At 63.8% G+C, this 25,258-nt stretch carries 18 protein-coding genes; 9 read left to right on the forward strand and 9 right to left on the reverse strand.

The window, feature by feature from the left end:
• Nucleotides 1-2 precede the first annotated feature (2 nt).
• The gene (locus F3J19_RS06685) at nt 3-3,785 is read left to right on the forward strand and encodes a DUF748 domain-containing protein (RefSeq protein ID WP_167039039.1); all 3,783 of its coding nucleotides are present in this window, start codon (nt 3-5) and stop codon (nt 3,783-3,785) included.
• 336 nt (nt 3,786-4,121) lie between these two features.
• Nucleotides 4,122-4,814 carry a phosphatase PAP2 family protein gene (locus tag F3J19_RS06690; protein ID WP_167039327.1) on the forward strand — a complete coding sequence of 231 codons (693 nt, stop codon included), beginning with the start codon at nt 4,122-4,124 and terminating at the stop codon, nt 4,812-4,814.
• 111 nt (nt 4,815-4,925) lie between these two features.
• On the opposite strand, the gene F3J19_RS06695 is transcribed toward F3J19_RS06690, so the two are convergent.
• Complete coding sequence (locus F3J19_RS06695) at nt 4,926-5,606, reverse strand: DJ-1/PfpI family protein (RefSeq protein ID WP_167039041.1); 681 nt, start codon at nt 5,604-5,606, stop codon at nt 4,926-4,928.
• Between the two features lie 135 nt (nt 5,607-5,741).
• On the opposite strand from F3J19_RS06695, the gene F3J19_RS06700 reads away from it, so the two are divergent.
• Entirely contained in the window at nt 5,742-6,716 is a 975-nt protein-coding gene (locus F3J19_RS06700) for a GlxA family transcriptional regulator (RefSeq protein ID WP_167039329.1), read from the forward strand.
• A gap of 58 nt (nt 6,717-6,774) precedes the next feature.
• Here F3J19_RS06700 and F3J19_RS06705 read toward each other — a convergent pair whose 3' ends face one another.
• From F3J19_RS06705 to F3J19_RS06720, 4 genes are read right to left on the reverse strand one after another with little or no spacing between them, the layout of a single operon-like run.
• Complete coding sequence (locus tag F3J19_RS06705; RefSeq protein ID WP_167039044.1) at nt 6,775-7,560, reverse strand: enoyl-CoA hydratase/isomerase family protein; 786 nt, start codon at nt 7,558-7,560, stop codon at nt 6,775-6,777.
• A gap of 49 nt (nt 7,561-7,609) precedes the next feature.
• Nucleotides 7,610-8,752, reverse strand: a complete 1,143-nt coding sequence (locus tag F3J19_RS06710; RefSeq protein WP_205192613.1) for an extracellular solute-binding protein — start codon at nt 8,750-8,752, stop codon at nt 7,610-7,612.
• On the reverse strand, nt 8,749-9,975 hold the full coding sequence (locus tag F3J19_RS06715) for a CoA transferase (RefSeq protein WP_167039046.1): 1,227 nt from the start codon (nt 9,973-9,975) through the stop codon (nt 8,749-8,751). The genes F3J19_RS06710 and F3J19_RS06715 overlap by 4 nt, the downstream gene beginning before the upstream one ends.
• 24 nt (nt 9,976-9,999) lie before the next feature.
• Nucleotides 10,000-11,301 carry an MFS transporter gene (locus F3J19_RS06720; protein ID WP_167039048.1) on the reverse strand — a complete coding sequence of 434 codons (1,302 nt, stop codon included), beginning with the start codon at nt 11,299-11,301 and terminating at the stop codon, nt 10,000-10,002.
• Between F3J19_RS06720 and F3J19_RS06725 the strand changes: the two genes are divergently transcribed.
• A complete protein-coding gene (locus F3J19_RS06725) occupies nt 11,291-12,553 on the forward strand; it encodes a LacI family DNA-binding transcriptional regulator (RefSeq protein WP_205192615.1) in 1,263 nt (420 codons plus the stop codon). The two genes, F3J19_RS06720 and F3J19_RS06725, sit on opposite strands and share 11 nt — an antisense overlap.
• A gap of 52 nt (nt 12,554-12,605) precedes the next feature.
• Here F3J19_RS06725 and F3J19_RS06730 read toward each other — a convergent pair whose 3' ends face one another.
• Entirely contained in the window at nt 12,606-13,616 is a 1,011-nt protein-coding gene (locus F3J19_RS06730; protein ID WP_167039049.1) for a LacI family DNA-binding transcriptional regulator, read from the reverse strand.
• A gap of 348 nt (nt 13,617-13,964) precedes the next feature.
• Between F3J19_RS06730 and F3J19_RS06735 the strand changes: the two genes are divergently transcribed.
• From F3J19_RS06735 to F3J19_RS06750, 4 genes are all read left to right on the forward strand, one after another.
• Nucleotides 13,965-15,056: a Gfo/Idh/MocA family oxidoreductase gene (locus tag F3J19_RS06735; RefSeq protein ID WP_167039051.1), complete on the forward strand. Its 1,092-nt coding sequence runs from the start codon at nt 13,965-13,967 to the stop codon at nt 15,054-15,056.
• 106 nt (nt 15,057-15,162) lie between these two features.
• Entirely contained in the window at nt 15,163-16,077 is a 915-nt protein-coding gene (locus F3J19_RS06740; RefSeq protein WP_167039053.1) for a sugar phosphate isomerase/epimerase, read from the forward strand.
• Between the two features lie 84 nt (nt 16,078-16,161).
• On the forward strand, nt 16,162-17,358 hold the full coding sequence (locus F3J19_RS06745) for an aldose 1-epimerase family protein (RefSeq protein WP_167039055.1): 1,197 nt from the start codon (nt 16,162-16,164) through the stop codon (nt 17,356-17,358).
• 38 nt (nt 17,359-17,396) lie between these two features.
• Nucleotides 17,397-18,125, forward strand: coding sequence for an SDR family oxidoreductase (locus F3J19_RS06750; RefSeq protein WP_205192617.1), 729 nt, complete (start codon nt 17,397-17,399; stop codon nt 18,123-18,125).
• A gap of 73 nt (nt 18,126-18,198) precedes the next feature.
• Here the strand turns inward: F3J19_RS06750 and F3J19_RS06755 are convergent, their stop codons facing one another.
• Complete coding sequence (locus F3J19_RS06755; protein ID WP_167039059.1) at nt 18,199-19,242, reverse strand: LacI family DNA-binding transcriptional regulator; 1,044 nt, start codon at nt 19,240-19,242, stop codon at nt 18,199-18,201.
• Nucleotides 19,243-19,455: 213 nt separating this feature from the next.
• On the opposite strand from F3J19_RS06755, the gene F3J19_RS06760 reads away from it, so the two are divergent.
• Entirely contained in the window at nt 19,456-20,907 is a 1,452-nt protein-coding gene (locus F3J19_RS06760; RefSeq protein ID WP_275692055.1) for an MFS transporter, read from the forward strand.
• Between the two features lie 119 nt (nt 20,908-21,026).
• On the opposite strand, the gene acnA is transcribed toward F3J19_RS06760, so the two are convergent.
• Together acnA and F3J19_RS06770 are read right to left on the reverse strand one after the other, a co-directional pair.
• Nucleotides 21,027-23,741, reverse strand: coding sequence for an aconitate hydratase AcnA (gene acnA / locus F3J19_RS06765; RefSeq protein ID WP_167039061.1), 2,715 nt, complete (start codon nt 23,739-23,741; stop codon nt 21,027-21,029).
• A gap of 42 nt (nt 23,742-23,783) precedes the next feature.
• Complete coding sequence (locus F3J19_RS06770; protein ID WP_167039063.1) at nt 23,784-25,247, reverse strand: bifunctional 2-methylcitrate dehydratase/aconitate hydratase; 1,464 nt, start codon at nt 25,245-25,247, stop codon at nt 23,784-23,786.
• Nucleotides 25,248-25,258: the final 11 nt, after the last annotated feature.

The raw sequence follows: 25,258 nt of genomic DNA on the forward strand, positions 1-25,258 counted from the left end.
GCATGGCAAGCCTCAATAAAGCATCGTTAGCCTCCTCCATGCAGACCGTGCGCAAAGTCGCACAGTCGCGTCGTACGCGTCGTGTTCTCATAGGTCTGCTGATCTTTCTCGTCGTATTCGGCCTGCTGGGCTTTTTCGCGGCGCCGCCGCTGATTCGCCATATCGCGAGCCAGCAGTTGAGCAAGCAGCTCGACCGGCCCGCCACGATCGGCCGCATTGCGCTCAATCCGTACACGCTGCGCTTCGAAGCCGATAACGTGCATATCGGCGAGCGCGGCGGCGCGGGCGAATTCGTCGATATTTCGCGGCTCATCGTGAAGCCGTCGTGGAGTTCGCTGTTTCGCGCTGCACCGATCGTCGATGAAGTCCAGGTCGATTCACCGCGTTTTCATATCGTGCGCTACGATGCGCAGCGCTTCAATTTCAGCGATCTGATCGAGAAATTCGCGAGCCAGCCCGCGAAACCCGACAGCAAGCCGACGCTGTTCTCCGTCTCCAATATTCGCGTCGAAAACGGCCAGATCACGTTCGACGACCGGCTGCTCGGCACGAAGCACGTGATCGATCAATGGAAGCTCGGCATTCCGTTCATCGCGACGCTGCCCTCGAAAACCAACATCTTCGTCGAGCCGCTGCTGCGCGCGCGCATCGACGGCGACAGCCAGCTCGCAATCGACGGCAAGACCAAGCCGTTTGCAGAGTCGCGCGAATCGGAAGTGTCGCTGCGCTTCGACGATCTCGACGTGCCGAAGCTGATCTCCTATGCGCCGAGCAAATTGCCGGTGATCGTGCAGTCGGGCAAGCTCTCGACCGATCTCAAGCTCAACTTCGCGATGTCGAACGAGACGCCTTCGCTGCGCGTCGCGGGCACCGTCGACTTGAACGACGTCGACGTGCGGGATCAGGGCAAGGCGCCGTTTTTCGCGGCGCATGCCGTACACGTGGCGGCTGCGTCGCTCGAACCGCTGAAGAGCGTCTATCACTTCGACGAGATTCGCATCGATGCGCCGAACGCGAACCTCGCGCGCGACAAGGACGGCGTGCTCAGCGTCGAGCGCATGTTCGCGCCGGCGCCCGAACAGAACGAGACGGCCACGGCGGCGGCCAGCGCGGCGTCCCCGGCTTCGGGCGCCAAGGCCGCAGCCGACACCCAAACCGCGGCCGCTGAAAAAGCCGCGCCACCGCTCGATCTGTCGATCAAGCACTTCGCGCTCAACGACGGCACGGTCAACGTTCACGACGAAGCGGTGCCGCGCCCGGTCGATGCCGGTTTGCAGAATCTCGCGGTCACGCTGAACGATTTTTCGACGCTCGCATCGGCGCCTGCTCACTACACGCTGAACACCGTCTTCAAGGATGGCGGCACGCTCGTCGGCGAGGGCACGCTCGGCCTCGCGGCGAAAACGGCCAGCGCGAAGCTCGATCTGAAGTCGCTGAAGCTGCCGCCGATACAGCCGTATCTGGACTCCGCAACCTCGGCGCAGGTGCTCGACGGCGCGCTTTCGGTGACGACGAATATCGACGCGAACTGGTCGAAGTCGCCGATGGCGCTGACAGTCGCCGATACGCAGGTGGACATGCAGTCGCTCAAGCTCGCGGCGCGCGACGGCAAGGCGCCGCTGATCTCGCTTGCGCAGGGCAACGTAGCCGTCAAGCAGGTGGATGTGGCGGCGCGCACGGCCGACGTGACGAGCGTCGACGCGACCGGCCTCGCGATCGACGCGCAGCGCCTGAAAGACGGCAGTATCAACCTCGCATCGCTCGCCAGTCCGCATGCAGCGGCGCAGCCGCGCACCGCGGTGCACGCGGAGAAGAAGCCGCAGGCCGAAGAAGGTCCAGCGTGGCACTACAAGATCGGCGAATTGACGCTGAAGGACGCGACCGCCAATTTCACCGACAACACCACGCCGCAGCCGGTCAAGCTCAGCATCGCGCCGCTGCAACTGAAGGTGCAGCAGATCAGCGACGACCTGAGCCACCCGCTGCCGGTCGATCTGCAAGCCACGCTGAACAGGAAGGGCACGCTCGGCGTGAAGGGCGACGTGACCGCGACGCCGCTGAAGCTCGCCGTCAAGGTGAACGCGAACCGGCTCGACGCGGCGGCGTTCGAGCCGTACTTCGGCAGCAAGCTCAACGCGGTGATCGCGAGCGCGCTGCTCAACGCAAACGGCGAACTCGCCGTTACCAATGCGAAGGCGCTGAAAGCGAACTATCGCGGCGACGTCGCGCTCGTCGACGTGCGCATGCTCGACAAGGCCACCTCGGACCCGTTCGCGGGCTGGGGCTCGCTTGCGCTGTCAAACCTGAAGGCCGATTACGACGAACACGGCACCACGGTCGACGCGGGCCGCGTCACGTTCTCGAAGTTCTACGGGCGCGTGCTGCTCGATGCGCAAGGCAAGCTCAACCTGAACGACGTGGTCGCGCATGAAAGCGGTCAGGCGCAGTCGCTCACGCGCGACAAGAGCGGCGCCGATCACGTGGAACTGACGCCGGCGGCGGCGTCGGAAGCGGTAGCCGCGTCTGCGCCGGTCGTGGCCTCGGCGGCCTCGGCGACGCCCGCGACCGTCACGGCCGCCACGCCGCCGCAAAATCCGGTCAAGCTGCACTTCGGGCAACTGGTGCTGCAGCAGGGCCGCGTCACCTACACCGACAACTTCATCCGGCCGAACTACACGGCGAACCTCGTCGACATTCAGGGCACGGTCGGCGCGTTCGGCACGCAATCGACGACCCCCGCGCCGGTCGACGTCGCCGCGAAGCTCGCGGCCAACGGCCCGCTGACGATCCGCGGCAGCGTCAATCCGCTGATCGACAAGCCGGCGCTCGATCTGACCGCGACCGCGCACGACATCGAGCTGACCAACCTCACGCCGTATTCGGCGAAATATGCCGGCTATCCGATCACGAAGGGCAAGCTCAATGTCGATCTGCACTACAAGCTCGACAACGATCAACTGAGCGCGAACAACCACCTGTTCATCGATCAGCTCACGTTCGGCGATCACGTCGACAACGACACGGCCACCAAGCTGCCGGTGCGTTTCGCGATCTCGCTGCTGAAAAATTCGCGCGGTGAGATCGACGTGAACCTGCCGGTGTCGGGCTCGCTGTCGAACCCCGAGTTCAGCATCGGCGGCCTGATCTGGCATGCGGTGCTCAATCTGCTGGAGAAAGCGGTGACCGCGCCGTTCTCGCTGATCGCCAACGCGTTCGGCGGCAACGGCGAGGAGCTCGGCTACGTCGAGTTCGACGCGGGCTCGGCCACGCTCACCGACGCCGACAAGCAGAAGCTCGACACGATCGTGAAGGCGCTCTCGGACAAGCCGTCGATCCGCATGGACCTGATCGGCCGCGTCGATCCGAAGGTCGACGAACCGGCGCTGCGCACGCAGTACGTCGACCGGCTCGTCAAGCAGCAGAAGATCAAGGACGTGGTGGGCAACGGCGAGAGCGTCGATCTGTCGACGGTCACCGTCGATCAGCAGGATTACGACAAATATCTGGCGAAGGCGTACAAGTCGGGCGATTTCAAGAAGCCGCGCAACTTCATCGGCATGACGAAGACGCTGCCCGAGGGCGACATGAAGGGTGCGCTTGCCGCCAATGCGCCGATCGACGACGCGAGCCTGCGTCAGCTTGCGCAGCAGCGCGCGCAAAGCGTGCAGCAGTACCTGGATGGCAAGATCGACAGCAGCCGTCTGTTCATCGTCGCGCCGAAGCTCAACGCCGACGGTATCAAGGACAAAGGCGCGACGACGCGCGTGGACTTTGGCCTGAAGTGAGAGCGGCGCGCGCGTGCCGGCCGCCGGGCCGCGCGCGCCGCGACGCGTGCCGCTTGCGTGGCGCATGTCCGTCATGCCGCGTACAGATCACGCGGCGTGACGGCGCTTTCACTATCCCTTCACCCCATCGCGAGCCGTTCGCGCTCGCCACGATCCCATCGTGTTCCCGGCGTATCCGCCGCCCACACAGAACGCTCGCGTAGTAAGCGGCCGCTGAACGCCGGCTGCCGGATTGCGCCGTAAAAGTTGTCAGTGAAAGTAAGTACTAGAAAATGCCGCGCATCCAATAGACTATGCTAACTATTGATGCGACTAGCCCAAGTTTCTTACAAGATGATGAACAACTTCGATTCGTCCATCGAAACATATCTGTCCAACGTACATTTCGGCCATTTCGCGACCCAATCCATACAAGCCATCGCCGACCTGTACACCTTCAAGGGCCTCGTACTCGTTCCCGTGCTGTGGTGGATGTGGTTTCAGCAGGACGGGCGGCGCGAATGGCGGCGGGAAATGGCGCTCGCGACGTTTCTGAGCGGCATCGTGGCGCTCTTTGTCGGAAGATTGCTGACGCACTGGCTGCCGTTCAGAGTGCGTCCCGTCTATAGCGACGAACTGCATCTGCACTTTACGAGCGGCGCGACCAGGGACGCACTGCTGACAAGCTGGAGCTCCTTTCCGAGCGATCACGCGATGCTCTGGATGGCGGTCGCCACCGGCATCTTCCTCGTGTGGCGGGGCATCGGTGTGCTGGCGATTCTCTATACCGCGGTGTTCATTTGCCTGCCGCGCGCCTATCTCGGCTTTCACTACCCAACCGATCTGCTGGTGGGCGCGGCCATCGGCGTCGTGATTACCCTGGTCATGACGCGAGATGCGATTCGCGTGCGCTACGCGACTCCGGTGCTGCGATGGATCGAACGCTATCCTGGACCCTCGGCGATGCTGGCTTTTATTCTGTGCCTCGAACTCGTCACGCAGTTCGACGAACTGCGCAAGCTGGCGAGCGGTGTGTTCAAGCATCTGTGAAGTACAAGGCGGGCGCGAGGAGGGTGCCGGCCCGTTATGGGCCGGTCTAATGGGTTTGTCTTCGCTCTCCTCGGGCGCGCACCTTCCGCATGCATTCGTCGACGCGGCCGCTCAGGTTTGACTCGCGGCGATTGCCATGACGATTCGCTGCCTCGACGCAAATCCCTGTTCGGACCGTTGCCTGACGAGTTCCACGATCGCTTGCGGTGCGACGTCCGGGTCTCCTGCCTCGAACGGCGGCGCCGGAGCATATTCGAGTCCGAGCTGAATCGTCTGCGCTTCCTCGGCCCCCGCCAATTCCGCCGCCACCGTCAGCCCGAAATCGATGCCCGCGGTCACGCCGCCGCCCGTAATGAGGTTGCCGTCACGGACAACCCGTTCGCGCGTCGGAATGGCGCCGAGCGGTTCGAGCAGCGAGTGGAAGGCCCAGTGAGTCGTGGCGCGCCGTCCGCGAAGCAAGCCCGCGGCGCCAAGCAATAGCGCGCCGGTACAGACGGACGTGACATAACGGGCGCCGGCGGCCTGCTTGCGAACGAACTCGATCGTCTGAGCGTCCTGTAGCAGATCCGTCACGCCGCTTCCACCGGGAATGCAGATCACGTCGAGTGGCGGGCAGTCCTGATACGTGGCGGTGGGCGTCAGGAGCAGTCCGCTGCTGGATGCCACGGGTTCGCGGGTTTTCCAGATCAATCGGGTCGTTGCACCGGGCAGCGATGCGAGTACGTCGTGGGGACCGGTCAGGTCGAGTTGCTGTATTTGCGGAAATACCAGAAATCCGATCTGGAGTGTCATGAGGATACCTTGTCAAATGTAGAAACGATTTTTCGACGGGTGTTTCGAGGTGGACGAATCGATTCTATGCAGGTAGCCTTTGGCAAGATTGCCATTTACCCCTCAGTTTCTGCCACGCTCTGTTTTTGCCACGTCATGCCAGCCGAAGCGCGATCTATCCTGATGCTTGCTTTTCCGGACGTCCAGCTGCTCGACGTCAGCGGGCCATTGCAGGTTTTTGCTTCCGCCAACGAGCTGGCCGTGCAGCGTGGGCTCGCGGAACCCTATGCATCCCGGCTCGTTGCCGCCGAGGCCGGGCTCGTGACGTCGTCCTCGGGCGTGGCCTTGCTGGCGCGTTCCATCGGTTCCGTGAGAGGGCCCGTCGATACGCTTATCGTTCCGGGCGGGCGCGGCGTTTCCGCGGCATCGGCGGATGCGCGCCTGACGCGTTGGACACGGCGGCAAGCCGGCCGGGCGCAACGCATCGCTTCCGTGTGTTCGGGGGCGTTCCTGCTGGCCGAGGCCGGCTTGCTGGATGGGCGGCGCGTGGTCACGCACTGGGCCCGCTGCGACGAACTCGCGAACCGCTATCCGAAGCTGTGCGTGGAAACCGATCCGATCTTCGTGCGCGACGGCGCTATCTGGACATCCGCCGGCGTGACCGCGGGAATCGATCTCGCTCTTGCGCTCGTGGAAGAAGACCTCGGCCGTTCAGTCGCACTGGACGTTGCCCGCGAGCTCGTCGTCTTCGTGAAGCGGCCGGGCGGCCAGTCGCAGTTCAGCGCCATGCTGTCGATGCAAAAGGCGGATGACCGGTTCGGCGAACTGCATGCGTGGATGACGGCGCACCTTGCGTCCGATCTTTCCGTCCCTACGCTGGCCCGACGGCTCCACATGAGCGAACGCAGCTTCATGCGTCACTACAAGGCGGAAACGGGCCGCACGCCGGCGCGCGCGGTTGAGCAACTTCGGGTCGAAGCGGCACAGCGACTACTCGGCGAGACCTCGTGGCCGGTCAAACGCATTGCAACCCGTTGCGGGTTCGGTAGTGAGGAAAGCATGCGGCGCAGTTTCGTCCGTTTGTTGAGAGTTGCTCCGCAGGTGTATAGGGAGCGGTTTTCGTTTTCCTGAACAATGGAATCGTGGAGCGGGGCAACCCCACGACAACCCCCCCTGCCGCTCCCCAACCCTACTTGCGCGAAAAAACCGGCTGCCGTTTCTCCTTGAACGCGGCACGCCCTTCGCGCGCGTCGTCGGTGGCAAAGCAGATGGTTTGCAGATCGCGTTCATACTGGATCGCGTTTTCCAGCGGCATGTTGAATGCCGCGTGCAGATTCGACTTGGCGGTTTCCGCCGCGATCGGCGCGCGTTGCGCAATGGTCCGGGCGACGTCCTGCGCTCGCGGCAAGACCTGCTCCGCGCTCTCGACAACCTCGCTGATCAGCCCCCACTGGAGTGCGCGCTCGGCGTCGATAGGGTCGCCGGTCATAAGCATCAGCGCGGCATTCGAGGCTCCGATCGAGTTGGCCAGGAAGGCCGCCATGCCGCCGCCGCCGATCCAGCCCAGCTTGATCTCCGGCGCGGCGAATTGCGCATTGGCCGACGCGATGCGGATATCGCAGCTCAATGACGTTTCCAGGCCGCCGCCGAACGCGTATCCGTTGATTGCGGCGATCGACGGCTTCAGCAGGCCGCGCACTGCGTCGCAATAGTCGGGGCGATTGCGGAAATTCCACGGCGTCGTGTAGTCGTCGAGCGTGCCGATGTCGGAGCCTGCGCAGAACGACTTCGGTCCCGCGCCCGTCAGAACGACGGCGCGAATCGCGTCGTCCTCGTTGCAGCGCTTCATGTATTCGACGACCTGTGCGGCCATCATCGGCGTCATCGCATTCAGTTTGGTCGGGCGATTCAACGTGACCGTCGCAACGAAGTCGCTCACCTCGAACGACACGGAACCTTCAACATGCTCACTCATTTTCGCTTCCTGGTAGTTGCCTGATAGTTTCCTGGTCATGGCCGGGTATTCAGACGGGTTTGAAGCATTGCCGGTACGACGACTGAAGCCCGTTCAGCAGATCGGCATCGCCGGCGCCGCGCGCGAGCGCGTCTCTGACCATGGCCGACGCCTCGGTCTGGAACGCGATGTAGCCGTCGAAGCGCGGCCGCACCCACGACTGTTCGAGCGTTCGCGAAGTCCGCTCGAAGAAGCCGTGCGTCAGTTCGTTCACGCGGCCGTCATGCCACGCGGCCCGGTGGCTCGGCTGCCCGGCATGCTGCGGAATGAACTCGCGTTGCGCCGGTTCGGAAAGCAGCCAGCGCAGATGCGCGAGGAGCGCCGGCGTCGCCTCGCAGCGTGTGCTGAGCGCGATGCCCGTGCCGCCGATGACCGAGGTGGCCTCCGACGGCGCGCCGGAGAACGTCGGCACATCCGCGAAACGGACCGCGCGCGAGGTCGTCGCGCCGCGCGAGTAGTTGACGTAGCCGAAGATCAGCGGACACAGCGCGAGACGATCCGTCGAGCTCATCAGGTCGAGCATCCGGATCGGGTTGAGCGCGATCGTCTCTGGGGCGGTTCGGCGGTACAGCGCCCTGAGCACGTCCAGTACCTTGCGGCCCGTCGGCTCCGAGACGAAAACCCCCGGTTCCAGCGAGCCGATCGGCTCGCCGAGCGTCGCCGCGATCGACATGAACGTCAGGATCGCGTGCGGTCCCGCCAGAGACAGCGCGACGGGCGTCGCCGCCGGAAGGTCGATTACGTCGGCCCACGTCGCGGGCGGCGGCGCGTCGAGCAGATCGGGCCGGCAGGCCATGACCTGTGCCGCGGCGTCGAGCGGCAACGCCCACGTTTGTCCGCCGATCTGGTAGGAGCGCAAGGACGGACCGATCGATTGCGCTTGCCACTGGGCGATATCGCTCGCCTCGAACAGCGCTTCCAGCGGTTGCAGGCAGCCGCGCGCGACTGCCTCGCCGAGATGCGGATGATCGAGCACGACGATGTCATACGCGCTGCACAGTTCCTCGATCGGATGCGACTCGAAGCCTTCCAGCGGCTGCTTTTCCCATTGGATATCGACACCGTCGACATCCGCCCGCGCGCTTGCTGCGGCGGCAAGCGCGTCATAGCCACGCGGATGATCCCAGGTGAGTGCGCGGTAGGAGCGCATCATGCCTTCTCCGTTTCGTGCGCATGCTCCTTGACCACGCCGCGCGCCACCAGAGCGTCGATGGCCGCATCGTCGAGGCCTGCCGAACGAAGGATTTCGCGCGTATGTTCGCCCACGAGCGGCGCGCCCATCCGCACCGAACCGGGCGTTTTCTCGAACTGGTACGGGAAGCCCGGCGCCTTGACGAGGCCTTCGGTCGGGTGCTCGTATTCGACGAACGTGCCGTTGTGCCGGATCTGCGGATCTTCGACGACGTCCGCATAGCTGTAGACCGGCCCCGCCCAGATATCGTGCTCGGCGAACAGTGCCAGCCATTCCTCACTCGTGCGCGCGGTCAGACGCTCGCGCGTGCGCGCGAAAATCTCATCGCGGCGTGCGAAGCCGTCGACTTCGTCGACCATGTCGAGAAAGCTCGGCTCACCGATCAGCTCACCGAATTTCTTGAGCGGCGGGAACGCGATGATGATGTAGCCGTCGCGGGTGGCGAAAGCACCATACGGCGCGCGAATGAACACGTGACCATGCGGCTCGTGACTGCGCTTTTGCGGCACCTTGCCTTGGGTGAAGACGGTCAGCTCCTGCATCTGCAGCGTCACGATCGCGTCGAGCATGTTGACCTTGACCAGTTGGCCTTCGCCGGTGCGCTCGCGATGCAGCAGGGCAGTGAGGACCGCTTCGAACGCGGTCGAGGCCGCGACCGCGTCGACGAGAAACTGGCCCGCGGCCTGCGGCGGTTCGTCCGCACGACCGGCGGACAGCATCGCACCCGACATCCCCTGGAGCAGCAGATCCTGGCCCGGACGCTGCACGTAGGGGCCGTCTTCGCCGTATCCCGACATCGAGACGTACACGAGCTTCGGATTCAGCGCCTTGAGCGTGTCGTAGTCGACGCCGAGCCGCTTCGCCACGCCGGGGCGGTAGTTCTGCAGGAACACGTCCGCGCTCTTGACGAGTTCGTACAGGGCCGCTTTCCCTTCTTCGGCCTTCAGGTCGATCGCGACGGAACGCTTGTTGCGGTTCAGCGAAAGGAACGAGACGTTGATCTGGTTGCCGCGCGCGCCGCCCGCGGACGTGTGGCGTTGCCATTCGCCGGTGGTCGGTTCCACCTTGATGACGTCCGCGCCGAGGTCGCCCAGGCGTTGTGCCGCGAAGGGGCCCGCCATCGCGATCGAGCAGTCGAGTACGCGGTATCCGCTCAGCGCGCCCCGGGGTTCATTCTTTTGCATGTTGCATGCTTCCTATAAAAAGTATCAGCCGTTCGCCGTGGCTGGGTTCGTGTTGGCGGCCGGGCGATCGAGTCGTCCCGCGCACAGGATCGAGATGGCGGTCAGACCCGCAAGGCCGATGACGAGAGACGCCAGCGGCCATGTCTGCCCGCTCGTCGAGGCGATCAGCGCGGTGGCGACGAGCGGTAGCGGGCCGGCGATCAGCGAACCCGTCACCTCGCGAGCGACCGAAATGCCGCTGTAGCGCACTTCCACCGGGAACAGCTCGCGGTAATAGGCCGGTTGCACGCCGAAGACCGCGCGTTCGCCGAGATGGGCGAGCACGACCGCGGCCCAGACGATCCACGGCGTCCCGCTGTCGAGCATCCTGAAGAACGGGAAGACGAACAGGCAGACGAAGATCGCGCCGCCGAAAATCACCGTGCGCCGGCCGACGAGGTCGGAGAGCGCGCCGAATCCCACGGTCGCGATCGCACCGCAGATACCCGACAGGATCACGCCGATCAGGATGGTGTTCTGCGGCATATGCAGCTGCTTCGTTGCGTAGGACAACGCAAAGATCTGGAAAACGTAGGACAGGCTCGGGGTGAGATTGACCCCCATGGCGACCAGCAGGCGAGCCTTGTGTTCGCGCAGCAGCGTGCGCAGCGGCATCTTGCGCGCCTGCCTGTCGGTGCCGCGCCGGTAGTCGTCCGTTTCCTTGAGATTGCGGCGTACGAAGAGGCCGAACGCGAGCACGAGCAGGCTGCCGACAAACGGAATGCGCCAGCCCCACGTCAGGTAGTGCTCGCTCGGCATCAGGCTGAACAGCGCGATTGCGCCGGTTGCGCAGACCAGCGACAGATCGACGGCCGCCGCGGGGAAGCTGGCGAAAAAGCCGTGCCGCCGGTTGACGGCCTCGGCCGCCACCAGCACCGCGCCGCCGTATTCCGCACCGGCGCCCAAGCCCTGGACGATGCGCAGAACGACGAGCATGACGGGCGCCCAGATGCCGATCTGCTGATACGTGGGCAGCAGCCCGATCGCGGCCGTCGACAGCCCCATCATGCACAGCGTTACGATCAGCACGGGCTTGCGGCCGTATTTATCGCCGAAGTGACCGAACACCACGCCACCGAGCGGCCGGAAGAAGAAGCCCACCGCGTAGGCGGAGAAGGCGGCCATCGTGCCCGTGACCGGATCGAAGCTCGGGAAGAACAGTCTGTTGAAGATCAAGGCGGACGCGGCGCCGTACAGAATGAAGTCGAACCATTCGACGAACGTCCCTACCGCGCTGGCGGTAAGGGGAATCCACAGCTTCTGCCGTGGTTGGGAAGTGCCGGCCATCCTTGTCTCCTTTGGTCCCTTCTTTGTGTACTTGCGCGACTCGAACGAAATTTTCGCTAGCGCTAATGTTAGCGTTAATGTTAGCGTTGAGATGTGGCGATCGAAACTAGGTGTTTACCCGGCGCAGGGGGTGAAGGTGGTGGAACCGCGGAAATCTGACGAAAATGATGGTTTGCACCGCCGCATCGGCGGCAAACCCTTAACTGGAGCAGGAATGGATCGGCCCGCATCACGTCGCAAATCGCTTTCTTATACGGTCACGCTGGCCGAGGTCGCCGCGCAGGCGGGCGTGTCGGCGCAGACCGTATCGCGAGCCTTGCGATTTCCGGACACGGTCGCCGGGCACACGCTCGCGCGCATCACGGCCGCGGTCGAGGCCACCGGATACGTACCGAATCTTTCCGCGAGCCAGCTGGCGTCCAACCGCAGCAAGACGATCGCGATGATCATTCCGACGCTCGCGGCCTCGGTGATCGCCGAGACCGTGCAGGGCATGTCCGACGTATTGCTGACCGAGGGGTATCAGCTTTTTCTCGGTCACACGGACTACTCGCCCGAGAAAGAGTACGAACTCGTGCGCAGCATGCTGGGCCGCCGTCCCGATGGCGTCTGCCTGATCGGCACGGTGCATCGTCCGGAGACGATTTCGCTGCTACGCAAGGCGGGGATTCCCGTCGTGCAAACCTGGGACTGGACCGAGGAGCGGATCGACATGCTGGTCGGCTTCTCGAATCGCGACGCCGCCCGCGCGGTGGTGGCGCATCTCGCCGGGCGTGGCTACAAAAAGCTCGCCTTTGCCGCCGTCATCTTTCCGGGCGACTATCGGGCCGAGCAGCGCCACGCGGGCTTTCTTGAAGGCGTCGCGGAACACTTCAAGGGCAAGAAGGTGCGCGAGGTGATCTATCGCGACCGGCCTCTATCGATGAGCGTCGGCGCCGAGCTTTTCCACGACATCAGGCAGCGTTACCCGGAGGCGGATGCGATCGTGTTTTCGAGCGACGTCTTTGCGGGTGGCGCGTTGCTCGAGTGCATCGGCGCGTCCATCAGGGTTCCTGATGAAATCGCCATCACGGGTTTTGGCGACTACGACTTTGCCGGGCAGTTGCATCCGGGACTGACGACCGTGCATGTGCCGGCACGCGACATCGGCGCGCAATCGGCACGCCTGCTCGTGCGCCGCCTGAACAAGCAGCCGTTGGAGACCGAGGCGCTCGACGTGGGCTTCGATCTCGTCGTCAGAGAAAGTACCTAGTTTTACGGGGTTGTGTTGCAGGCCGGGCCTGTTTGTTAGGCCCGTGCGTTCATCAACTCAACGGGATGTTTTCACGGAAGATGACCTGTAGCCGGGGCATATAGGTCGGTTCGGCTTGTCCTCGCACCGCCGACGCCAGCAGCCGGACCGCTTCACGCGCCTCGACGCGGGGATTCTGTTCGATGACCGCGTCCATGGTGCGATCCAGCAGGAATTGCCGGGAAATGTGGGTGAGATCATGGCCGACGAACATGATCTGGCGTTGCAGCCCGGCTTCCTGCAAGGCGCGGCCGATTCCCGAATTGCCCGCGCCGATGTTGTAGATGCCCGCGGGCGTTCCCTGCTGCAGCATCTGCCGGGTCAGCTCGTAGGCGCGGGCACGGTCGTCGCCGATTTCGAGCATGCGGGCGATCCTGATGTGCGGAAACTCTTCGCTGAGCAACGCGCGAAATCCCATTTCGCGCTCCTCGTGTCCCCGGTAGGCCAGCGAGCCGAGAAACACCGCGACTTCCTGCGGCACGCCCTGCGGCAGGAAGCGCCCCAGCAGCCATGCGGCGAGACGCCCGGCCGCGCGATTGTCGATACCCACATAGGCCATGCGCGCCGACGTCGGGATATCCGAGACCAGCGTGCAGACATGGACGCCGCTTGCCTGCAAGGCGGCAATGGCATCGCGAACCTGCGGATGATCGAGCCCGACGAGCCCGACCGCATCGGTATTGCCCTTCAGTTGATGCAACTGGGCGGCGAGCTTTTCGGCGTTGAAGCCCTCGACCAGATGCATTCTTGCCTGGACTTCCGGCCGGCATTGCGCTTCCACCAGCAGATGCTGATGCAGCAGGGACATGAAGCTGTTGTCGCCGGCGGGCAGGACGAAGCTCAGGCGGATGCCGGCCTGGGCGCCCTGGTCCGCTTCCCCGGCGTGACCGAGCTTGCGTGCAACGGCCAGCACGTGGTCTCGGGTGTGGCTGCGCACGCCTTCGCGCCCGTTCAGGACGCGGTCCACCGTGGCGGTCGAGACGCCCGCGGCTTCGGCAATGGCCGTGATGGTAGCGCGGGTCATGGCGTGATTGGCTCGGTGGTTGGGTTCATGAGTCGATCATATCACATCATTTTGATTGAATTGCCTCATTTTGATGGGTTGATACTGGCTGACTACGGCTTGTGGTTTGAGGCTCATCTCTCGCAGCGGTAAGGCATTACAGGCGTTGCGTTTCAGGTCGCAGCAGACTGGCAGCCTGGAATAGCGATAACATCAAATTGATGTTAATAAAGTGAAATTTGTAAGCAAAATGATGTTGCATTCAAATAAAAAAGATGTGATATTCGCGTCTAAACGGATCGGCGATCGATCGGCCCCCGGCAGGCGAGCGGGGCGGTTTTCGCCGGCCGATACCAACAGGAGACGAGCATGTCCGTAATCGGCTTCCAACCCGATGCGCCTGTGCGCGAACGCGGCTACACCATTGGCTGCATCGGCGCCGGCATGATCATGGCGGATTGCCATCTGGCCGCCTATCGCGAGGCCGGCTTCAAGGTCGCGGCGATCGCCTCGCGCACGCCCGGCCGGGCGCAGGCGGTGGCGCAGCGATGGTCGATCGGGCGCGTGCATGACACGCCCCAGGCGTTGATCGACGATCCCGAGGTGCAGATCGTGGACATCGCGTTTCCCCCCGATCAACAACCCGCGCTGATTCGCGCCGCGCTGGCGGCACCCCACGTCAAGGCCGTGCTCGCGCAAAAGCCGCTGGCCCTGTCGTTGCCGGAAGCGCTGGCGTTGCGCGACGAGGCGCGCCGGGCCGGCAAGCTTCTGTCGGTCAACCAGAACATGCGCTACGACCAGTCCATGCGCGTGCTCAAGCAGCTGCTCGATGAACGCGCGCTCGGCGAACCGGTGCTGGCCCAGATCGACATGCATGCGATTCCGCACTGGCAGGGCTTTCTCGAAGGCTACGACCGGCTCACGTTGTCCAACATGAGCGTGCATCACCTCGATGTTCTGCGCCATCTGTTCGGCGAGCCCACGGAAGTCACCAGCGTGGTGCGCACCGACCCGCGTACGCGCTTCGCGCATCAGGACGGCATCGTGGGGACGACGCTACGGTTCGAGTCGGGCGTGATCGCCTTCTCGCTCGAGGATGTCTGGGCCGGACCGCGCCACGACGGTTTCGCGGACGATCAATACATCAACTGGCGCGTCGAGGGCACCGAGGGCGTGGCGAAGGGCACGATCGGCTGGCCGCACGGCAATCCCTCCACGCTGAGCTACGCGTCGCAACGCATGACGGACGGCCAGTGGGTCACGCCCGAATGGTCGACGATGTGGTTCCCGCACGCTTTCATCGGCGTGATGGAGCAGTTGCAATACGCGCTCGCGAGCGGCACCGAGCCCGCGCTGACGGTGGCCGACAACGTCAGGACCATGGCCTTGGTCGAGGCCGCGTATCGGTCCGCCACCGAGCGCCGTACCGTGCGCATGACCGAAATTCCGCTTCCCGGCTAGGAGCGTTGCCTCAGGTTCCCAGCCGTTTCCGTTCCCGTAGGACCACTTAGCAGGCAGGCAACCGGTTGCCCCATGAGGCGGCCGGCTCATCCCAAGGAGACAGAGGATGATTCAACCCGGCATTTTCTCAGGCTATTTTCCGTACGACCTGGCCACCGCGGCGGGCAAGATTCGCGCGCACGGCTTCAATACCGTGCAACTGGACTTGCACTTCAAGGACATGGACCTCGGCCGCGGCCAGATCACCCAGGACAAATGCGAGCGCATCCGCAACACGTTCCGCGATCACAACCTGCCGGTGTCGTGCATCTCCGGCTATACCAACATCGTGCATCCCGATGCGCAGGAACGGCAGCGGCGCAATGACTACCTGAAGGAAATCATCGCTCATGCGCAGTATCTGGGCTCGCCGTATGTGATCTCGGAGACGGGTACGTTCGCGACCGACAGCGACTGGGTTCATCACCCCCGCAACAAGACCGAGGAAGGCTGGGAACAATGCCGGGCCGTGATTCAGGAACTGGCGCAACATGCCTATGACCACGGCGCCGTGTTCCTGCTCGAAACCTACGTGAACAACGTCGTCGGCTCGGTGGAAGAAACCCTGCGCATGTTCGCCGAAGTCGATCATCCGGGACTCGGGTTATTGATGGACCCGACCAATTACTTCGAAGACCATAACATCGACCAGATGGACAAGACGCTCAACCAGGTGTTCGATGCGCTGTCCGACAAGATCTGCATTGCTCACGCGAAGGACGTCAAACGTGCCGGCGGCGACAAGTCGGAAAAGCACTCCGATATCGGCGATGCCGATGCGGCGGAGAGCCATACGTTTCGCGGTGTCGGCGAGATCGAGTTACCGGCGCCGGGGCTCGGCGCGTTGAACTACGACCTGTACCTGCGGCGCCTCGCGAAGCGTTACCCCAACATCCCCATCATCATCGAGCACCTGACCGAAGACGACGTGCCGCGCGCCAAGGCGTTTCTGGACGGCAAGCTGCGCGCCAACGGTGTTTGAAAACGGCGCGCCGCCGCGCCGCGAGTTCCCGCCTTCCACATCAACCCGGCACCGCGAGTGCCGGTTTCCGGAGTAGACGTACACATGGTGCAGCTATACGCCACGACGATGAACCGGCAGCAGATCGAAGCGCGCTGCGGACAACTGGCCCAGTTTGCCGGCGTGCGACTGGTCACGCTCGAAGATGGCCTGGAGCGCGGCATCCGGCAACTGGAGTTTCGCAGCGGCACGGGTCTGCGCTTTACCGTGCTGGTGGATCGCGCGATGGATATCGCCGACTGCGAGTTTCGCGGCTATGCGGTGGGCTGGCATTCGCCCGCCGGTTTCCGGCATCCCGGCCTGCACGAGTACGAGGGCGAGGGCGGTCTCGGCTGGCTGCGGTCGTTTTCGGGCCTGATGGTCACCTGCGGGCTGGACCATATCCTCTTCATGCATGACGCGCCCGCGGACAACTACGTGTACAAGCCGCGCCAGAAGGTGCAGCACTCGATCCACGGCCGGGTCGGCACGATCCCGGCGCGCCTCGCGGGCTATGGCGAGCGTTGGGACGGAGAGCGCTGCTTCCTGTGGGCCGAGGGCATCGTTTCGCAGGGCACGGTGTTCGGCGAGCACCTGGAATTGCATCGGCGCATCGAGATCGAGGTGGGCACCAACGACATTCAACTGAGCGACCGCGTGGTCAATCGCGGTTTCTACCGCACGCCGCACATGCTGTGCTACCACCTGAACATCGGCTACCCGGTGCTCGACGAGGGCGCCCGCTACCTCGCGCCGATCCGGCACGCGGTATGGGCGGCACATGCCGATGCGTACCGTGCCCAGGGAGTCGGCTATCGGCGCATGCCGGCGCCCCAACTGGGTTTTCACGAGCAGGTCTGGCAGCACGAAATGAAGGCGGACGACGCGGGCCTCGTGCCCGTGGCGCTGGTCAACGACCGGCTCGGCATCGGCGTGGAAGTGACGACCCGCAAGGACCAGTTTCCGTGTCAGTATCAATGGCAGAACCTGCAGGCCGGACAGTACGCGCTCGGCATCGAGCCCTCGACGAATCACGTGCTCGGAGAAGGCGGCGCGCGCGAGCGCGGCGAACTGATCTGGCTCGAACATGGCGACGAGCGCCGCTATCAGACCAACATCCGCATCCTCGCCGGCGCGGATGAAATTGCCGGCAGCGAGCGGCGCATTCGCGCGATTGCCGAACAGCCGTCCGACGACTACCCCGAACTCTCCGGCCAGTTTGCGCCGTTGAGCGGACGCGAAGGACGAGGAGCCGCCGTATGAGCGCGCAAGCGATGCAGTTTTCCTTGCGTGGCCGGCGCGTGTTGCTGACCGGCGCGGCGGGCGGGCTCGGCCACGGCATGAGCCTGGCGCTGTTGCGGCAGGGCGCGCGCCTGCTCGCGCTCGATCGCGACGTCGAGGCGCTGGCGCGGTTGCGCGACGCGGCGGGGCCCGAGTTCGCCGACTCATTGCAAACCCTGCAGATCGATCTCGCCGACGCAGCCGCGTTGCAGCGGACACTAGACCGGCTGACGGCCGAGGCGCCGCTCGACGTGGTCATCAACAACGCGGCCATTTATCCGTCCAGGCCCTTCGAAGCGTATTCCGACGACGAGCGCGCGCTGATTTACCGCGTGAACGTTTCGGCCGCACTGCAGATCGTTCGCGCGGCGCTGCCGGGCATGCGCGAACAGCGATGGGGCCGCATTATCAACGTCGCGTCCATCACGCTTTCGGGCGGCTGGGAGCGGTTGCAGCCCTATGTGGAATCCAAGGGCGCGATGGTCGGCAACACGCGCGCGCTCGCGCGGGAGTTCGGCGCCGAGGACATCACCTGCAATGCGATCTCGCCGGGCGCATTTCCGACGGCGGCCGAGGCCATCCATCCCGACCTGCCGGGTTACGAGCGCATGGTGCTCGAGCGCCAGTCCATCAAGCGGCGCGGCCACGCGAACGATATTGCCGCCGCGGTCGTCTTTCTCGCCTCCGAGGAAGCGGGGTTCATTACCGGGCAGACGCTGTCCGTGGATGGGGGATGGGTGATGCGCTGATCGTGCGCGTGAGCCCGCACGCGTCCGCTGTTTGAGACGTCGATACCGCGCATATCAATCGCGGCACGCGTCGCTATGCGCTCGCCCGGTCGATGATCGAAAACCCCGTATCGACCCGAACGGGCGCCGAAGAGGCGCTCTCGCGCGCACCGAAGCGGCCCAGCAACGCTTCGGCCGCGGTCTTGCCGATCGCGGCTCCATCGACGCGCACGGTCGATAGCGCGGGATAAACGTGAGCGGCCGTACTCAGGTCGCCGAATCCCATGACCGCGATGTCTTCGGGAATGCGCAGGCTGCGGCTTGCCGCCTCGGCCAGAATGCCTTGAGCCAGCGTATCGGTGCTGCAGACGATGACTTCCGGCAGCCCCGCTTCGAGCATCCGCGTCAGGCCTTCCCTGCCGGTCTGGAGCGTCGCCGGTGCGGGGAGCACTTCAAGGGGAATTGGCGACGCACTGTGCTTTTGCAGTTCGTTGATAACGGCGTGGCTCCGCCTCAATCCTCGCGGGTCGTCCGCGGAAACGACGCCGAACCGCTTGTAGCCCTTTTCCATGAGGTGCCGCGCGACCGCCGAGCCGAGCGCCTCGTGCGAGAACCCGACCAGCATGTCGATAGGCTTATCGGTGAGGTCCCAGATTTCGACGATGGGCACGTTGGCCTGGCTCAGCCGTTCGAGCGTGAGGTCCGTGTGGTCGGTGCCGGTCAGGACGATCCCGTCGGGCCGCCGGCCGAGCAGGGTGCGAACCAGTTCTTCCTCGCGCATCGAGGAGTATTCCGTCAGGCCGAGGAGGGTCTCGTAGCCCGACGCGGACAGCGTGTGCATCAGCGCCTGGACCATATCCGTAAAGATGGACGTCGCAATGGTGGGCAACAGCAAGGCCACCAGCCGGCTCCTGTTGCTCGTCAATCCGCTGGCCAGCATGTTCGGCACGTAGCCCGTCTTGCGCACCGCCTCGATAACCCGCTTTTGCGTTTCACTGCGGACGAGTTCGGGGCGATTCAGTGCACGGGACACCGTCATCGCGGTGACGCCCGCGACCCGGGCCACATCTTCCAGGGTAACGCTCGCGCCGGTCCGGGGGGCCTGTCCTGCGGCGTCTTGTGTCAAAGCTTCGTCCATTCCTTGCTCCGTCGGTGGACGTTATTTTAAGCGGATTTTTTCCGCCGCCCCGTTGTGTGCCGGGGTTAAAGGTCTGGGAAAACGCGATATCTATCATATGACATCGTATGTTTAGACAGCCTAAAACACCGGGGAAAACCCTTATTTTAAAAATGTTTGCGCAAACATAATCTGTCGAAGTCATAGGACATCTGATAAAAATCGGAGGCACAGATGCGACAAGGACCTGGGCATACAGGTGAGATGCAGGGCAGCGCGGCACCCGGACCGGACCTCGGAGCAGGCTCGCTGCCTTCGGCCGGGGGACGGACCGATCCGCATGCCGGTAGAAGCCGGGCGCGATTCCTGATCGTTGCGATGCTGTTCGTGGTCACGACCCTGAACTTCGCGGATCGCGCGACGATTTCGATCACGGGCTCGTCGATCCAGCATTCGCTCGGCGTGTCCCCCGTTGAGATGGGGTACATCTTTTCGTCGTTCGCGTGGTCGTACGTGATCGCGCAGATACCGGGCGGGTGGCTGCTCGACCGTTTCGGCACAAGGCGGGTGTATGCCGGCAGCATCCTGTTCTGGTCGATCCTGACCGCGCTCCAGGGGTTGGTTACGCTGCTGCCCGCGGTGATGGCCGTCGCCACGCTGTTCGTGTTGCGGTTTCTGGTCGGCGCCGCCGAAGCACCGGCATTCCCTGGCAATTCGCGCTTGACCGCGGCATGGTTCCCGACGCACGAACGCGGCACCGCCAGCGCCATCTTCAATTCCGCGCAGTACTTCGCGGCGGTGATTTTCACGCCGTTGATGGGCTGGATCACGCACGCCTACGGCTGGCCGTACGTGTTCTTTACGATGGGCGGGATCGGCGTGGTGATCGCGGGCATCTGGGTCAAGACGGTCTATGCGCCCAAATCCCATCCGCTCGCGAACGAGGCTGAAGTCCGCTTCATCGCCGACGGCGGCGCGCTTGTCGATCTCGAAGACCCGGTGCTCGCCGAAGAGCGCCGCGCGGCGCAATCGACGGGCCAGTCCGCGGCTGCGAAATCGTCCGGCGTGGTCGGGCAGCTTCTGAAAAACAGAATGATGATGGGGGTCTTCGTCGGACAGTACTGCATCACCACGCTGACCTATTTCTTCCTGACGTGGTTTCCGATTTACCTGGTGCAGGAGCGCCATATGTCCGTTCTGAAGGCCGGCTTCGTCGCGTCCATTCCGGCGATATGCGGCTTTCTTGGCGGCGTGCTCGGCGGCGTGATTTCGGACCGTATGATGAAGCACGGCTTTTCCACGACGGCGGCCCGCAAAGTGCCCATTGTCGTGGGGATGCTGCTGTCGACCTGCATGATCGCCTGCAACTATGTCGACAATCAGTGGATCGTGGTCGGCATCATGGCCGCGGCTTTCTTCGGCAAGGGCATTGGCGCGCTCGGCTGGGCGGTCGTCGCGGACACCGCGCCGAAGCAGGCAAGCGGCCTGTGCGCGGCGCTATTCAACACGTTCGGCAATACCGCGGGTATTACCACGCCGATCGTGATCGGCTATCTGGTCCAGGGGACGGGTTCGTTCGCGGCCGCGCTGGTGTTCGTGAGCGCCAATGCGCTCATTGCAATCGTCTGCTACCTGTTCGTCGTCGGAAAGATTCAACGTTTTGAACTGCAGCCGGCGAGCCGCTGATTGCCTGTTCGAATCTTGACAAAAAAAGCCCGACCAAAGGTCGGGCTTCAAAGTCGGCTGCGCCCTCCACAGGACGCAGCCCCTGCAAAACAGCGAGGCTGTTTGCGTCGTCGCCGAGCTTAAGCAGCCAGCAGCGAACGCAGCACGAACGGCAGAATCCCGCCGTGCTTGTAGTAGTCGACTTCGATCGGCGTATCGATACGCAGCAGGACCGGAACGCGCTTGTCGCCGTCCTTGCCGTGGATCACGAGCGTGACTTCCTGTTGCGGCTTGAAGTCGTCGCCGAGGCCTTCGATGTCGTACGTTTCTTCGCCGGTGATGCCGAGCGACTGCACGCTATCCGAGCCCTTGAACTGCAGCGGCAGAACGCCCATGCCGACGAGGTTCGAGCGGTGGATACGCTCGAAGCTGCGTGCGACCACGGCCTTCACGCCGAGCAGTTGCGTGCCCTTCGCCGCCCAGTCGCGCGACGAACCCGTGCCGTACTCTTCGCCCGCGAACACGACGGTCGGCGTGCCGGCGTCGATGTACTTCATCGCTGCGTCGTAGATCGACTGTTGTTCGCCGCTCGGCTGGTGAATCGTCAGGCCGCCTTCGACGCGCGTGCCGTCCGCCTTCGCCGGGATCATCAGGTTCTTGATGCGGACGTTCGCGAACGTGCCGCGCATCATCACGTCGTGGTTGCCGCGGCGCGAGCCGTAGCTGTTGAAGTCGGCCTTCTGCACGCCGTTCGCCTTCAGCCACTTGCCTGCCGGCGAGTCTTCCTTGATCGAGCCGGCCGGGCTGATGTGGTCGGTCGTGACCGAGTCACCGAAGATGCCCAGTGCGCGCGCGCCCTTGACCGGCGCGATGCTGGTGTCCGGCGTCATCGAGAAGTCCTTGCCGAAGAACGGCGGCTCGGCGATGTAGGTCGACTTCGGCCAGTCGTAGACCTGGCCTTCCTCGCCCTCGATCTTGCTCCACAGGTCGCCCTTCTTCGTGAGCTGCGAGTAGTTCTTGCGGAACGCGTCGGCGTCGAGCGCGTACTTCAGCAGCGCGTTGACTTCTTCGCTGGTCGGCCAGATGTCGCCCAGGTAGATGTCCTTGCCGCCCTTGCCCTTGCCGACCGGCTCGGTCATCAGGTCGCGCGTGATGTTGCCGGCGATCGCGTAGGCGACGACGAGCGGCGGCGAGGCGAGGAAGTTCGCGCGGATGTTCGGGTGAATACGCGCTTCGAAGTTACGGTTGCCCGACAGCACCGCCGCCGCGACGATGTCGTTCTTCGTGATCGCTTCGTTCAGTTCCGGCGTCAGGTCGCCCGCGTTGCCGATACAGGTCGTGCAGCCGTAAGCGGCCAGCGTGAAGCCGAGCTTGTCGAGGTACTTGAGCAGGTCGGTCTTCGTCAGGTACTCGGTGACGATACGCGATCCCGGCGCCAGCGACGTCTTGATGTGCGGCGCGACCGTCAGGCCAGCCTCGACAGCCTTCTTCGCGAGCAGACCGGCAGCCAGCAGCACGCTCGGGTTCGAGGTGTTCGTGCACGAGGTGATCGCGGCGATCAGCACGTCGCCGTTCTTCACGTCGACGCCGTTGCTCGTCGTGTATTGCGCGTCGAGGTCGGCTTCCTTCTTCGCAAAGCCGTTTTCGGCGACCGGCTTCGAGAACAGGTCGCTGAAGGTCGACTTCACGTTGCCGATTTCGATGCGGTCTTGCGGACGCTTCGGACCGGCCAGCGACGGCGCGACCGTGCCGAGATCGAGCGTGACGACATTCGTGTAGTCGATGTCGCCTTCGCTCGGGATGCCGAACAGCTCCTGCGCCTTGAAGTAGTTTTCGAACGCGGAGATTTCGGCGTCGGTGCGGCCCGTGCCGTTGAAGTAGTCGATGGTCTTTTCGTCGACCGGGAAGAAGCCCATCGTCGCGCCGTATTCCGGCGCCATGTTGCCGATCGTCGCGCGGTCCGGCAGCGACAGCGAGCGCGTGCCTTCGCCGAAGAACTCGACGAACTTGCCGACCACTTTTTCCTTGCGCAGCAGTTCGGTGATCGTCAGCACGAGGTCGGTGGCGGTCACGCCTTCGCGCAGCTTGCCCTTCAGGTTCACGCCAACCACGTCCGGCGTGAGGAAGTACACCGGCTGGCCGAGCATGCCGGCTTCGGCTTCGATGCCGCCCACGCCCCAGCCGACCACGCCGATGCCGTTGATCATCGTCGTGTGGCTGTCGGTGCCGACGAGCGAATCCGGGTAGTACACGGTGTCCGCGCCGTCAGCCTTCTTGTGCACGCCGCGTGCGAGGTATTCGAGGTTCACCTGGTGAACGATGCCGACGCCCGGCGGCACGACCTTGAACGTGTCGAATGCCTGCATGCCCCACTTCATGAACTGGTAGCGCTCGTTGTTGCGCTGGAATTCCAGTTTCATGTTCAGGTCGAGCGCGCCCTTCTCGCGGAAGTGGTCGATCTGCACCGAGTGGTCGACGACGAGGTCGACCGGCACGAGCGGCTCGATCGACTTCGGGTTCTTGCCGACGGCCTTCGCGACGCCGCGCATTGCGGCGATGTCGGCGAGCAGCGGCACGCCCGTGAAGTCCTGTAGCACGACGCGCGACACGACGAACGGGATTTCGTCGACGCGCGCGGCGGTCGGCTTCCAGTTCGCCAGTTGCGTGATGTGTTCTTCGGCGATTTTCTTGCCGTCGTAGTTACGCAGCACCGATTCCAGCACGATACGGATCGAAACCGGCAGGCGGTCGATCTTGATGTTCAGTGCCTTGCCGAGTTGCGGCAGGGAGTAGAACTTGCCTTTGCCGGAACCGCTGTCGAATTCCTTGAGCGTTTTGTGGAGGTTGTGGGCCATGGTGTTTTCCTTGGTTTGGATCGCGGAACTACAGTACTTAACCTAGATGACGTACAGATCGACGTACTCATTGACCGGCATCGATTCGAGCCTGGCCTGATCGAGCGACACGCCGAGAATCGCCAGTTGCTGCTTGACCGGAAAGCGCCGCGCGAGGTTGGTCCTGAACTTCTCGACCAGCAACGGGATACCGTCTTCGCGACGGCGCTTGTGCCCGATCGGGTATTCGACTACGACTTCGTCGAACTTCGCCCCGTCGTCGAATTCGATCGTCAATGCATTGGCGATCGAACGCTTCTCCGGATCGTGATAATCCTTCGTGAATTGCGCGTCTTCGACGCATGCCATCTTCGCGCGCAGCGCGTCGATGCGTGCGTCCCGCGCGACCGACTCTTCGTAATCGGCGGCGGTGAGGCGGCCGAAAATCAACGGCACCGCGACCATGTACTGGAGGCAATGATCGCGGTCGGCCGGATTGTCGAGCGGCCCTTTCTTATCGATGATACGAAGCGCCGCTTCGTGCGTGCGAATCGTGATCTTGCTGATGTCTTCGACGCGCCGGCCTTGCGCGGCCAGTTGCGCATGCAGCGCGAGCGCGGCTTCCACGGCGGTCTGCGCGTGGAATTCGGCCGGAAACGCAATCTTGAACAGCACGTTTTCCATCACGTACGAGCCGTACGGACGCTGGAACCTGAACGCGTTGCCCTTGAACAGCACGTCGTAAAAGCCCCACGTTTTTGCCGTGAGCACCGACGGATAGCCCATCTCGCCGGTCTTCGAAATCAGCGCGAGGCGCACCGCGCGCGAAGTCGCGTCGCCGGCTGCCCACGATTTGCGTGAGCCCGTGTTCGGCGCATGGCGGTAGGTGCGCAGCGCCTGCCCATCGACGAGCGCCTGCGATACCGCGTTGATCAGTTCGTCGCGGGTGAGGCCGATCAGCTGGCCGACCACGGCGGTCGAGGCGAGCTTGACGAGCAGCACGTGATCGAGCCCGACCTGGTTGAACGAGTTTTCGAGAGCGATGCAGCCTTGAATTTCGTGCGCCTTGATCATTGCGATCAGGACGTCTTTCATCGTCAGCGGCGCCTTGCCCGCTGCGATGGCGGTGCGCGAGAGCCAGTCGGCCGTCGCGAGAATTCCGCCGAGGTTATCCGACGGATGACCCCATTCGGCGGCAAGCCAGGTGTCGTTGAAGTCGAGCCAGCGGATCATCGCGCCGATATTGAAGGCGGCCTGAACCGGATCGAGCTGGAACGACGTGCCGGGCACCCTGGCGCCGTTGGGGACGATCGTGCCCGGCACGATCGGTCCCATCAGCTTGGTGCAGGCCGGGTAGGTGAGCGCCTCGAGTCCGCAGCCGAGCGTGTCGATCAGACAGTGCCGCGCGGTTTCCAGCGCGAGCGTGCTGTCGATCCGATAGTTCAGAACGTAGTCGACGATATCCGCCAGGACGGTGTCCGGGGCGGGTCGTACGTTCGATATCGTTGACATCAGCGGAGCAGACATCGGGGAGCGTT

Origin of the sequence: Burkholderia sp. Ax-1724 (genome assembly GCF_011752995.1) — a bacterium.
Taxonomy (GTDB): domain Bacteria; phylum Pseudomonadota; class Gammaproteobacteria; order Burkholderiales; family Burkholderiaceae; genus Paraburkholderia.